This is a genomic window from Paenarthrobacter sp. CC6 (assembly GCF_040560085.1).
In the GTDB taxonomy this organism is placed as follows: Bacteria; Actinomycetota; Actinomycetes; order Actinomycetales; family Micrococcaceae; genus Arthrobacter; species Arthrobacter nicotinovorans.
Genome location: NZ_JARDAN010000009.1, coordinates 289,479 through 302,290, shown reverse-complemented (window position 1 = coordinate 302,290; position 12,812 = coordinate 289,479). Strand labels below are relative to the sequence as shown.

The 12,812-nt window shown below is 62.6% G+C and carries 11 protein-coding genes; 6 read left to right on the top strand and 5 right to left on the bottom strand.

What is annotated here, in order from left to right; genetic code table 11:
* Positions 1-15 precede the first annotated feature (15 nt).
* Complete coding sequence (locus tag PV760_RS11735; RefSeq protein WP_079581254.1) at positions 16-378, bottom strand: DUF3846 domain-containing protein; 363 nt, start codon at positions 376-378, stop codon at positions 16-18.
* 415 nt (positions 379-793) lie between these two features.
* Between PV760_RS11735 and ligD the strand changes: the two genes are divergently transcribed.
* Positions 794-2,032, top strand: a complete 1,239-nt coding sequence (ligD, locus tag PV760_RS11730) for a non-homologous end-joining DNA ligase (RefSeq protein WP_055976147.1) — start codon at positions 794-796, stop codon at positions 2,030-2,032.
* 77 nt (positions 2,033-2,109) lie between these two features.
* A complete protein-coding gene (locus PV760_RS11725) occupies positions 2,110-3,312 on the top strand; it encodes a cation:proton antiporter (protein WP_354627809.1) in 1,203 nt (400 codons plus the stop codon).
* An 8-nt stretch (positions 3,313-3,320) separates the two neighbouring features.
* Here the strand turns inward: PV760_RS11725 and PV760_RS11720 are convergent, their stop codons facing one another.
* The 4 genes from PV760_RS11720 to PV760_RS11705 are packed head-to-tail and all read right to left on the bottom strand — an operon-like array spanning position 3,321 to position 8,313.
* Entirely contained in the window at positions 3,321-3,527 is a 207-nt protein-coding gene (locus PV760_RS11720; RefSeq protein WP_018779657.1) for a hypervirulence associated TUDOR domain-containing protein, read from the bottom strand.
* A 21-nt stretch (positions 3,528-3,548) separates the two neighbouring features.
* Positions 3,549-4,574 carry an NAD-dependent epimerase/dehydratase family protein gene (locus tag PV760_RS11715; RefSeq protein ID WP_354627808.1) on the bottom strand — a complete coding sequence of 342 codons (1,026 nt, stop codon included), beginning with the start codon at positions 4,572-4,574 and terminating at the stop codon, positions 3,549-3,551.
* On the bottom strand, positions 4,571-7,267 hold the full coding sequence (locus PV760_RS11710) for an alpha/beta fold hydrolase (RefSeq protein WP_354627807.1): 2,697 nt from the start codon (positions 7,265-7,267) through the stop codon (positions 4,571-4,573). Before PV760_RS11710 ends, PV760_RS11715 begins: the two co-directional genes overlap by 4 nt.
* The gene (locus PV760_RS11705; protein ID WP_354627806.1) at positions 7,261-8,313 is read right to left on the bottom strand and encodes a 3-oxoacyl-ACP synthase III; all 1,053 of its coding nucleotides are present in this window, start codon (positions 8,311-8,313) and stop codon (positions 7,261-7,263) included. Before PV760_RS11705 ends, PV760_RS11710 begins: the two co-directional genes overlap by 7 nt.
* 170 nt (positions 8,314-8,483) lie before the next feature.
* On the opposite strand from PV760_RS11705, the gene PV760_RS11700 reads away from it, so the two are divergent.
* From PV760_RS11700 to PV760_RS11685, 4 genes are all read left to right on the top strand, one after another.
* Complete coding sequence (locus PV760_RS11700) at positions 8,484-9,296, top strand: MBL fold metallo-hydrolase (RefSeq protein WP_354627805.1); 813 nt, start codon at positions 8,484-8,486, stop codon at positions 9,294-9,296.
* 140 nt (positions 9,297-9,436) lie between these two features.
* The gene (locus PV760_RS11695) at positions 9,437-10,459 is read left to right on the top strand and encodes a LacI family DNA-binding transcriptional regulator (RefSeq protein WP_193590486.1); all 1,023 of its coding nucleotides are present in this window, start codon (positions 9,437-9,439) and stop codon (positions 10,457-10,459) included.
* A gap of 118 nt (positions 10,460-10,577) precedes the next feature.
* Entirely contained in the window at positions 10,578-11,813 is a 1,236-nt protein-coding gene (locus tag PV760_RS11690; protein WP_354627804.1) for a sugar ABC transporter substrate-binding protein, read from the top strand.
* A 10-nt stretch (positions 11,814-11,823) separates the two neighbouring features.
* Positions 11,824-12,810, top strand: coding sequence for a carbohydrate ABC transporter permease (locus tag PV760_RS11685; protein WP_026267436.1), 987 nt, complete (start codon positions 11,824-11,826; stop codon positions 12,808-12,810).
* The last annotated feature ends 2 nt before the right edge of the window (positions 12,811-12,812 follow it).

The following is a 12,812-nucleotide window of genomic DNA, read 5'->3' as shown; positions in this document are numbered from 1 at the left end:
GGGAGCAGGTCCGGCCTACGCCGCCAGCCGGACCTCGAACAGGCGCTCCGCCAGGCCCACGAGGTAGTCGGGGACGTCCTCCTCCAATCCCCCGGTTCCGTGTCCCAGGAACACGGCATTGCCGCTGACGGTGTCTTCCAAGGACGTGCCCGCTTCACGTATCAGGACCTCTGCGCGCGGATTCAGGGGCAAAGGAATATGAATTGCCTGGTCGTTCAGAAGGACATGCCAGCCTTGCCCGTCTATTGCTTCAACATTTCCTTCGACGATTGACTGGCACGCTTCCACTGTTTGTCCGATTTCCTCCAGGCGAACCCGCTCAGCCAGGCGGGCAGGCACAATCAAGGCAACTATCTTTGGCAAAATCTGGTTTTCCATTGCTGCAACTCTCAATTCCAAGCGACAGTAACTGTTCTCTATGAAGCCCGCCGAGGGTTGGTGCCACCTGCTAACTGGCGAGGCCCCACGCCATTGTGGGCGGCCTCGGCACGGCTTATCGTTGGTTTTTCCTGGGCTTGGAAAAGACGGTGTCGCTTGTTTCAGCCTTTGCCCGCTTTTCCGCACGCTTTTCCAGAATGGTCTTGCCCTGCTTTTTTATTTTTGCACCATTGGGTGATTACCGGACATTTCCATCTCCTTTCCATCTCCTTGTTCTTTGCTTATGACAACACCATACCTACTTATATTTTTAAAGCCAGTCCGCGGATTATCCCTACGCAGCAGACAGCCAAGGTTTCGATTTTTCCTTCCCCGCGCTCTGGTTGGATCCGATGTTCATTGCTAGCGTGACCGCATGAGCCCCTCCAAGACACCGGCGGAGATACTCGACATTGGCGGCGCCGAAGTCCGTATCTCCAACCCGGACAAAGTGGTCTTTCGCGAGCCAGGGTTGAGCAAGCTCGATCTTGTCCGCTATTACCTGGACGTTGCCGAAGGTGCACTCCGAGGGGCCGCCGGCAGGCCGATGGTGCTGAAGCGCTTCCCAAAAGGCATTGACGAGGAGCCTTTCTTCCAAAAACGGGTCCCGGAAAACCACCCCGGCTTCATCGACACTGCAACGCTGCACTATTCATCCGGGACGTCTGCGGAGGAGACCGTCATACGTGATGCCGCGGGCCTGGCGTGGGTGGTCAACCTGGGGTGCCTGGACCTCAACCCGCACCCGGTCAGGGCAGAAGACCTGGAACACCCCGACGAACTCCGTGTCGATCTCGACCCCATGCCTGGGGTGGACTGGTCGCAGATAGTGGACACCGCGTATGTTGCGCGTGAGGTGCTCGGCGATGTCGGGCTGGTTGGCTGGCCCAAGACAAGCGGTTCACGCGGACTTCACATCCTGGTCCGGATTGCGCCCCGATGGACCTTCAGGGACGTTCGGTTGGCCGCCGAGACCCTCGCACGCGAGGTGGAGAACCGGGCGCCAGGGCTCGCCACCGCAAGGTGGTGGAAGGAAGAACGGGGTGAGAGCGTCTTCGTGGACTTCAACCAAAATGCCAAGGACCGCACGGTGGCATCCGCCTACTCCATTCGGTCGCGGCCCGACGCCCGGGTCTCCATGCCGCTCACCTGGGATGAAGTCCGCTCCGCGCGCCCGGAACAGTTCACGGTACTAACTGTTCCGGAACGATTCGCCGCGATAGGTGATCCGCATTCCGGAATCGATGACGCGGCCGGCTCGCTGGACGGGCTGCTTGCCTTGGCCGCAGAACTCGGCCCGGCTGAGAAGGCACCGCGTGCCGGTGATGGTTCCGGCCGACGGACATCCTCAATGCCTCTGATCGAGGTAGCGCGGACCAAGACCAAGCCCGAAGCGCTTAAGGCCCTCGAGCAATGGAAGGAACTGCACGAAGGCGTCGTTCCCAAACTGCATCCGGCAGACGTTCTGATCGACGGCATGCGCGGATCGAGCTCGCTGTGGTATCGGGTCCGGGTCAACCTGCAGCACGTTCCGGAACCGGACCGCCCCCCACAGCAGGAGCTTATTGCCGATTACGACCCCTGGGCCGGCCGGGAATGGCCCGGAAAACCCTGACACGCCACGTCCCACGGTGGGAGTAGAGCTGTGCGCCTACATCACCCGAAGCGGTCCGGAAATCGAAGGGACCCGTGATGCAAAGCTTGTCCGTGTCCCTGGTCCTCATCGCGGCCATGGCCGTCGCAGCACCCCTCGCCGCACGCTTCGTGGAGCGCGCGGTGAAAGTGCCAATCGTGGTTTTCGAGATCGTCCTTGGCATGCTCCTCGGACCCAGCCTGCTGGGTTGGGTCCAGTCCACCCAGTTCACGGATACCTTGGCCGACTTCGGGCTGGCCATGCTGTTCTTCGTCGCCGGCAACGAAATCGACTTCAGGGCGATACGCGGCCGTCCCCTTGACCGGGCTTCCGCCGGCTGGGTCATCTCCCTGGCGGCCGGCGTGGCTGCCGGCTTTGCTCTGACGTCCGCCGCCGAGCCGGCGGTGATTATCGGCGTCGCGCTCTGTTCCACCGCGTTGGGCACCCTGCTGCCCATCCTGCGGGACGCCGGCCAGGCGAAGTCGCCGACTGGCATCGCCGTCACCGCTTTGGGGGCCGTGGGCGAGTTTGGCCCACTGGTCGCCATCTCGCTCTTCTTCAGCGGCAGGCAGCTGGGAGCAGCATCCGCAGTGCTTCTTGGATTCGTTCTCCTGACGGCAGCAGCGATATTCCTGGCCTCGCGCTCACGGCACGTACTGTTCCATTCGCACATCACCCGGACACTCCACACCAGCGGACAGTTCGCCGTACGGTCCATCATGCTTATCCTCAGCTTGCTGGTAGTCCTGAGTACGCTGCTGGGTCTTGACATGTTGCTCGGGGCCTTCGCGGCGGGGGTGCTGTGGAAAGTTGCCATCGCCAGGGCGCCGGAGGCGGAGCGGACCGTCATCGAGAGGAAAGTCGACGCGATCGCCTTCGGGTTCCTGGTCCCGGTCTTCTTTATCGACACGGGCATTGACTTCGAGCTGGCTTCCTTGACGTCGAGTCCCCTGGCCTTGGCGATGGTTCCGTTGTTCCTCGGCTTGCTCCTCCTGGTCCGTGGATTGCCCTGCGTGCTGGCAGCGCCGGTGGGCGCCACGGCGGCTGCGAAGCGCGCGATCGTTCTTTTTGGTGCCACGGGTTTGCCGGTCATCGTGGCTGTCACGGCCATTGGCAGGGATCACGATCTGATTTCCAGTGGCATCGCATCAGGGTTGGTCGGCGCAGGAATGCTCTCCGTCCTGCTGTTTCCGTTGCTGGCTCTTCGCCAGCTTCAGGGCACCTCATTGCCACGTCCGGCCCCGGAGAAAGAGAAACCCTGACCGTCGGGCTATTTCACCTCGGTGAGCGCGGAACCCTTATGGGCCGCCCGCGCTCCGGTTTTGTCCGATTCCACCACGTATTGCGGCTCGTCTTCGCTGGCGCGGTGGGTGTTGCCATCCAGCTGGAAGTCGCTGGTTTTCTTTTCAATGATTTTGCCGTGTGTCTTGCCCTGGGGAGTGTTCCACTCAACGTGGGTTCCAGCTTTCAGTGCCATGTCAGCCCTTTCGGTAGAGGTTCAGCGTCCTGTCCAAGGCGGCGCTCCCGCCGCTGCCCGGCTGGCCGCCCCGCCCCTTCCCTGCCCGTAATACTCCGCAAGCCTGGCCAACCCCTCGTCGAGGGACACCTCCGGCGACCAATCGAGGAGCCGGCGGGTTTCACGCTGGTCAAACCAGTGGGCTGTTGAAAGCTGCTCGGCAAGGAACCTGGTCATGGGAGGTTCCTCCTTACGGGCTGCCCACGTCCACAGTTTCTCAACCACGGCTCCTGCCGCCCTCGCTGCAACACCCGGCACTGTCCACGACGGCGCCTGCACGCCACCCGCAGCACAGATCCCTGCCAGCAGCTCGCCGATGGGTCGCGGCTCACCGTTGCTGACCACCACGGCCCTGCCATGAACAGCATCCATCCGGTGCAGGGCAGCAACAATCGCAGACGCAGCATTGTCCACGTAGGTAGTGTCGATGAGGGCTGCACCGGCATCCAGGAGGGGCAAGCGGTTGCTATTGGCCCGCGCCAGGACGCGCTCCACCAGCTGCGTATCGCCGGGACCCCACACAGTGTGTGGCCGGACGGCGGCAACCCGGAAGCCCGGAGAATCCGCGGCCAAGGCAAGCAGCTCTGCTTCCGCCTTGGTGCGTGAGTAGTGACCGTGGGCGCGCAACGGGTCGGCCGTTTCCGCGCCGAGACCGGCGATCGCCTGCCCGGAGTTCGCAACCGATGGAGAAGAGACAAACACGGTGTCCCCCACTCCGGCCGCCTGCGCGGCGTCAATCAGACGCTGGGTTCCTTCGACGTTGATGGCATGGAAGTCCTCGGCACGGCCGGCGAACGAGACCTTCGCAGCCAGGTGGATGATCCCTTCCGTGCCGTCCACGGCGCGCATAACGGCGGATCCATCCGTCACAGATCCGCAAACATCCACAGCGCCGACAACTCCGGAAGGCCGTCTCTGGAAGGTGGTCACGTCATGGCCCTGCCGGACCAGCAAGCGGGCTACTTCGCCCCCGAGCAGCCCGCTGGCACCGGTGACAAGGACCCTCATGGCGTTCCCGGACGGCCGCCGGCCAGGACGCGCGAAGCCCATCGGGCCAAGCGGGCCCTGTCGATCTTCGCGTTGTGCCGGATATCGGTCGGCTGGGCAGGTACCGCCAGGACGGCCGACACCTGGACGCCGGCATCATGCGCCGCGCGCCTGACGTGGCCGGCAAGTTGCGGCGTGGCCGGACCCGCTTTGCGGACAGGCGGGACAGTTTCGACGACGGCGGCAACAGCCTGGGTGCCGGCCGGCCCCACTCCCACGATCGCAGCCAGGCGGATGCTATCCAACCGTTCAATGGCTTGCTCAGCGCCCACCGGTGTCACCACAGCGCCGGGCGCGGTCACGACGTGGGCGAGGCGGCCTTCCACCCAAAGCCGCCCAACGGCGTCGAAATGGCCTACGTCACCGGTGCGGTGCCATCCAGCAGGATTGACGCTCACCTGCTGGGTGAGCCAAAGCCTGTCATAGGCTTCCTTGACGTGCGGCGCGCTCACCAGGATTTCGCCGGTTACGCCCGGGCTTGTCACGGGAACCGGCCCGGACGCCGTACCGTCCGCTTCCAAGGGGATGATTGCCAAGCGGGCACCCTGCACCGGCGTTCCGACGCACACGCCGTTCCCGGCACCGCGAACAGTTCCGGCTGCCGCTTCCGCTTCTGCCGCCTGGATTTCCTCGAGGCTGATGTCCGTGACCGGGAGTGCCTCCGTCATGCCATAGGGGGTGTGCAACGACGCTCCCGGCAGGATCTTCTGCACGTCAACAAGCAATGGTTCGGGCACCGGCGCCCCGGCGGACAAGAGCAAGCTGACACGGCCCAACGCCGCACGCCCTGTTTCGTCCAAGGCGTCGCCGGTGGCCACGACATTGTGGAGGGCCGCAGGCGCGGCGAAGACCACCGTAGCGTCGATGGCAGTCACAGCATCAGCCAAGGCCCGCGCCGTCAGGGTCCGGGGGGCCGTAACATCCATGTCCGGAGTGACGGAAACCGCGCCAAGCGCCGGGCCCAAGAGGGCAAACGGTGCGAACCCCGCAACGAGCCGGGACCCTTCCTTGATGCCGAACGTCCCGGCTACGGTATCCCGCATTGCCGTCAATTGGCGGTGCGTGTAGAGGACCCCTTTCGCGGGGCCGGTGGAACCGGAGGTGAAAAGCACTGCGGCCGGCGCATCGGGGTCGCTTGATTCCGGTGATTGTGCTGCCGGTCTCGCGGCTCCCCGCCGCATTAGGGCGTCCAGTGAGGTTTCCACCCCGAAGGTACGACGCCGCACGGCCGGCAGGTCACGCACGCTGATCCGCCGTCCGGGCCACCCGAGCAGCGATGCCGCGAGCAGGGCCTTGTCGATACCGACGATGAAGTCCGCGGTTGCACCCTTCACCGCCCGGCTCAGGCCTTTGGTTCCCAGACCCGCATCAGCAACGACTACCACGGCGCCGAGGCGCAAACAGGCATACAGGGTGACCGTGAGATCCACACCGGGAGGGACCATCAGGCTCACGCGACTTCCCTTACCGACGCCCATGTCCCGCAGTCCTGCCTCGAGGTTCAGGATGTTCCGGTGCAGCTGGTGCCATGTCAGCGAGCGGCTGACAGCGCCGTCCGGACCCATTTCGGCCACAGCAGTTTCTGCACTGGCCGTTCCCGTTGCCAACACGTCAACAGAATCCCAGAACGGACGGAACAGGGGCGGGCCGTTCCCCTCGGCACTTTGCTGGCCTGGGTCGGGCAAGCTTGAGTGGCATGAAAGGGCCTGTTGGCTGGAAAGGGTGGATTCATTCCCGGCGAGCCACTGAAAGAGTGGTGACGCAATGTCCCGGTCCTCGGCCACCAGGTGGCCGGCACCTTCAAAGCGGTGCACATCCGCGTGCGGGAGCCGATCGATGAGGTCCTTGAGGTACCTGTCGGAAAAGATGGGATCCCTTGGACCCCACATCATGAGCGCCGGGACCTTCAGGCCACGGAGGCCCTCCGCGATACTCTGCAGCGCCGGGAAACTGAGGTGCGCTGCATCTACCGGGATGTCGGCTACGAAGTTACCTACCCCGGACCGACGTTGCACCCCACGATAGGGCGCCATGTAGGCCTTGCGAATATCGGCAGCCATTGGTGGGTGCGCGAGGGAATGGGTGACACGCAAAAAGGCGTCCGATGTCGTGGTTCCCCAACGGTGCACCGCAGGGTGCAAAGCGAGGCGAAGTGCCGGCGGGATGGGCGAACCGGACGGCTGATGGACCGCGGTATTCGTCAGGACCACGCCGGCCAGCTGTTCCTGGTGCGCCAGCGCCCAGCCCAGGCTGATCACTCCACCCCAGTCGTGACCTACTGTGGTGACCGGTCCTTGGAGCTCCAAGGCATCGCTCAAGTCGCCAAGATCGTTGATCCGGTCCTGCAAGCGGCGGAAGGTGCCGGTCCGCTCGGAAAACCCCATGTCCAGTTGATCAACAGCCACTACCCGCCACGGATGGGCCGGGTTGGATCCGGCAGACAACAGAGTCCGCCACAAATAGGACCAGGTTGGGTTGCCATGAACGCACAGCAGCGTGCCAATGGGGGTCAGCCCCCGCCTGGCAAGCTGGGCACCGTTGTCCAGAATGTGCCAGCGCCGCGTGGTGCCGGGAGCATCCACTGCCGACGTTGACGTGACGTCGATCGACCGGGACCATGCAGGATCCACGCCTGGCCAGCTGGTGGCTACCAAACGATCTCCACCATCCCCGCATTGAGGCCGGAACCCACACCCATGCACAAGATCCGGTCACCAGAACTCAGCGACTGGGCCTCAGCAGCGAGGGTCATGGGGAGGGAGGCAGGGCCAACGTTGCCCCAGTGCGGGAAGGTGATGGGGACTTTGTCCGGGTCGAGATCGATGGCATTGATGATGGCCTGCGTATAGGCATTGCTGACCTGATGGGTCACGTAGCGGTCCATGGCAGCCCAGTCCCAGTCGGGCATGGCCTCGTACCAGGCATCCACCACCAGTTGAAGGCCGCCGTCAAGCAGGCCCTTCGTATCGGTGCTCATGCCGTCAATGCCGCCCACACACAATTCGTGGTGTTCGGTGCCGGCCCTCATCACTCCGCCCACCAGCCGATGCGCACCCGGGTGCTCGTTCGCGGGGCCGAGGACAGCGGCGGCGGCGCCGGATCCCAGTGTCAGGGTGGCGAATTCGCGGTTGAAATCGTCCCGGGTGGTCTCCGGCCGCTGCAGGCGTGCCAAGGTAGCTTCCTGGGTACTTTGGGCATCTTCACCATTGACGATCACGGCGTACTTAATCTGGCCGGAGTCGATCATGTTGGCCGCAAGGATCAAGCCGTTCACGAAACCCAGGCAGGCATTGGCCAGGTCAAAGTTCATGGCCGACGACGGCAGGCCCAGCTCGTGGTGGATCTTCACGGCAACAGAGGGTTCCAGGTTGCGCCTTGTCACCGAGGTGTTGATGAGCAGGCCGACTTCGGAAGCTTCGACGCCGGCCTCAGCCAAGGCTTTTGCCCCGGCATCCACTGCTGCATCGTCGAAGGACGTACCGGCCGCCCACCACCTTCGATGCGTCACTCCGGCCACGCGCTCAAGCAACCGCGGCGGAAACTTCAGCCGTTTCAGCGTGGCAGCCAACCTATGGTCGAAATCCGTCGAACTCACAATTCTGGGAGCTTCAACGCTGCTCACCGAGAGCAATGCGGTATTGCTGTGCCGGAAGGTTGCATTCCCTGCCAAGTCGAGCCCCTGTTCGTTTCCGTCTTGCATTCTTGCGGTGACTGTACCCATCGATGCAAGCCCAAGACATTAACTATGCAGGTGAAAACCCCGTCGCGCATATTTGGCACCCGTTTTCATGCGTGACGATCCCCACGGCGCCCCTTCCACGAGGACTTTCTGCTGGCATAGTGTGGGCAGACGCCCAGGGAGGAGAAGCCATGTTGATCTGCGCAGCGTGCGCTGTCGAACGCGAGGAACCCGTACCCGATCTGTGTCCGATCTGCACCGACGAACGGCAATACGTGCCCGAAGCCGGACAGCAGTGGCTTTCCCTGGAGGGGCTGGCCGCTGCCGGCCAGCAAGCAGTCTTGGAAGATAACGAACCAGGACTAATGGGAATCAGAACGCAACCGAAAGTCGGTATCGGCCAGACGGCCCAACTCGTCGTGACTCCCGCCGGTTCGCTGTTGTGGGATCCACCCGGATACCTGGACGACCACGCGGTGAACATGGTCCTGGGACGCGGGCCGGTCCTGGCCGTCGCGGCCAGCCATCCGCATATGTACGGAGTACAGGTGGAATGGTCACAACGGCTGGGCGGAATTCCGGTTCTGGTGCCAGAAGCGGATAGGGAGTGGCTGGGACGTCAGGATCCCGCGGTCTCCTTCTGGTCCGGAACTTTCGACATTGCCGACGGGCTGACACTCCACCAAACCGGAGGCCATTTTCGCGGCAGCGCCGTGGTGCACTGGGCAGCCGGGGCCGAAGGTCGAGGAGTCCTGCTGACCGGCGACAGTGTCTTTCCCAATCCGGACCGCCGATCCGTTTCCTTCATGCGGAGCTACCCCAACCACTTGCCGCTGTCAGGTTCTGTGGCGTTGCGGATCGCCGCCCAGCTGGACGAACTGACCTTTGACCGGATCTACGGCAACTTCAACAACGTCATCCGGTCCGACGCAAAAGCTGTTCTTCGGAACTCCGCCGCGCGGCATGCCGCATGGGCGCGGGGTGACTTTGACCACCTGAGCTGACAACGCGGTTGCACCAAAGCATTGCACGAATGATGTGTCGCATGTCATACTTTTTTCGATACGCATCGACGATACGTATCGACAACATCATTTTTGTTCACTGCACATCACCGTTCAACAGAGCTTGAGGAGGCCTGGCAATGCCCACCAGCAAGGACGTTGCCCAGGCCGCCGGCGTTGCACAGAGTACCGTGTCGTACGTCCTGAGCGGCAAGCGCCCCATATCCGAAAAGACCCGGAAAAAAGTCGAAGCTGCCATCGAAGAGCTGACGTACCAGCCGAACGCCGGGGCCCGCGCCTTGGCCGGGCGCAGGACGCGCGTGATCGGGTTGGTCATCCCCTTCATTCCAGAGCTGGAAATGGCTTCCCTCATGGAATTCGTTTCCGTGATTGCCTCAACAGCAAGGCAGTTCGATCACGACATCCTGCTGGTCACCGAGGACGAAGGCGCTGCAGGACTCCGCAGGGTGGTGGGCCAGCAGATCTGTGACGGCTTGATCCTGATGCAGGTGGAGGACGAGGACGAACGGCTTCCCGTAGCGAGGACACTCAATGTCCCCGTGCTGCTCATCGGCATTCCCCGGGATCCCTCCGGACTGGTCTGCATCGATGCGGATTTCGAGATGGCAGGCAGCCAATGCGTCCGTGACCTGGCAGCCGCGGGACACTCAGTCATCTCGATGATCGAATGGCAGCCGGCGGTCGTCAACCGCCACGTGAATTACGTTGACCGGTTCATGCGCGGAGTTGACCGAGCAGCCGAATCCGTGGGGGTATCCGTACAGCACTTCCCGGGAGGGGCTGACGTGGCAACCATCACGGATTCCGTGGACAAAGCGCTGGCCGCCGCGGAGGGTGTGCCGGCCTTCATTGCGCCTGACCGCACCATCCAGGACATCCTCCGCCGCGCACTGGCAGCGCGTGGCCTAACGCCCGGCAAGGACGTTTCCATCATCGGCAGCGCTTCTCCCACCCTTGCCGAACTGCAGCCCGTGCCACTTTCGACCATCGATCTGCGCCCGAAGGAAGTATCCCGGCGCGCTGTACAAATTATTTGCGAACTCCTCGAAACCGGAACTCCGGGACCACACGAATCCCTGGAACTGGTACCCACGGTGGTTACGCACCGTGGCAGCACGCTCCGTCCACCCCACGGCAGCTAGCATTTCCCCGCATTAACCCTGCCCCATTCCAGTATCAACAACTTTATCGATACGCATCGTCGATACGCATCGATGATGCCGCAACTACCTTGATCACCCGAAGAAAAAGGAACAGACAATGAAGTCAGCACATAGGAAAACCCGCCCCACCGCCCTGGCCGTCGCTGCCTTGGTCGGATTGCCGCTTGCCCTCTCCGGCTGCGGATCCTCCTCCGCAGCATCATCCTCGGAAGCCGTCACCGAGGTCTCGGTCATGGACTACTACAACAACGAACCGGACAAGTCATTCATCGGCGACGCCCTCACTGCTTGTGGTACCAAAGCAGGGGTCACCATCAAGCGTGAGACCGTCCCCGGCAAATCACTCATATCCAAAGTACTCCAGCAGTCATCGTCCAAGACCCTGCCGGATGTACTGATGCTGGATAACCCTGATTTGCAGCAGATAGCCGCGACGGGTGCCCTGACTCCCTTGGCGGACTTCAAGATCAGTACCGACAACTTTGCCGAAGGCGTCCTGAGTGCCGGAACGTACAAGGACAAGGTCTACGGACTGGCTCCCACAGTGAACACGATCGCCCTGTTCTACAACAAGGACATTCTGGACAAGGCCGGCGTTACGCCTCCCACCACTTGGGACGAACTCAAGGCCGCCGCGGCGAAACTCACCGCGGGAGACCAGTACGGGCTGGCCTTCAACGCCAACCCCACCTACGAGGGCACCTGGCAGTTCCTTCCGGTCATGTGGTCCAACGGCGGCGACGAGAAGAAGATCGACACCAAGGAGACGGAGCAGGCGCTCCAGCTGTGGACCGACCTGGTCAAGAGCGGCTCAGTATCGTCATCGGCACTGAACTGGACCCAGGCGGATGTGAAGGACCAGTTCATGGCAGGAAAGGCGGCCATGATGGTCAACGGTCCGTGGCAGATCCCGGCCCTGGACAAGCAGCCAACCCTGCAATACGGCGTCGTGAAGATCCCCGTCCGTGAAGCCGGGCAGACCGCGGTTGCCCCTCTCGGCGGTGAAGTATGGACCGTGCCCCAGACAGGAAACAAAGCCCGCCAGGCCAAGGCTGCCGAAGTGGTTGCCTGCCTGAACAGCGACGAGAACCAGTTGGCAATGGCCAAGGTCCGTAACACGATTCCGTCCAAGACCACCTTGGCCGACAAGTTCGCCAGCGAAAATCCCAAGCTCGCAACGTTTACTGAACTGATCAAGACAGCCCGCGCACGAACCGGAGAACTCGGCGAAGAATGGCCGGCGCAAGCCACCAAGATCTACACCGCCATCCAAACCGCACTGACCGGCAATGCCTCCCCCGCTGATGCCCTCAAGCAAGCCCAGGGCCAGTAAGCAGCCGGCCATGTCATTGACAACGGATGTATCTGAAACAACGGGACTCCCCCCGGGGAGCCCGCCCAAGGAGCACTCACGGGTGACCCCACGGGGTCCGCGGCGGTTTGGCCGCCAACGCAAGGAACGTTTTTTCCAGTGGCTGTTCCTCGTACCGGCCGTCATCTACATGGCATTGTTCTTCGGCTACCCCGTGGTCAAGAACGTCGTCATGAGTTTCCAGGACTACACCACGGCCACGTTCTTCACGGGTGAAGCCCCGTGGGTGGGGTTCGCCAACTACGTGACGGTACTGTCGTCGTCGTTATTCTCCACGTCGTTGCTGAATACCGCACTGTTCACCATCGGCTCCATCCTTGGGCAGTTCGTGATCGGGCTCGCATTGGCGATCTTCTTCCAGCGCAAGTTTCCGCTCAACGGCATCCTGAGGTCCCTGCTTCTTCTCCCCTGGCTGCTGCCGCTGATTGTCTCCAGCGCCGTGTGGCGTTGGATCCTGGACAAAGACAGCGGAGCACTGAACCGCTTCCTGGGAGACATCGGCATCATTGATACCGGCGTTCCATGGCTGACCAGCACGTCACTGGCCTTGGTTGCCGTGGTGGGTGTGAATATCTGGATCGGTATCCCGTTCAACCTGACCATTCTTTACGGAGGTCTTCAGGAGATCCCGGATGAGCTCTACGAGGCCGGATCCCTTGATGGTGCCACCGGATGGAAATCTTTCCGGCACATCACCTGGCCCATGCTCCGCCCGGTGGTCAGCGTGGTCTTGGTACTGGGGGTCGTGTACACACTCAAGGTGCTGGACATCATCCTGGGCCTGACCAACGGGGGCCCGGCCAACTCCACCCAAACCATCGCCACGCAGTCCTACGATCTGTCCTTCCACGAGTTCAAGTTCGGTGAAGGTGCGGCTTTGGGCAACGTGCTGGTAATCATTTCCCTGGTCTTCGCGGTCTTGTACCTGCGGGCCAGCCGACGCGCCGTGGACGAGTGAGG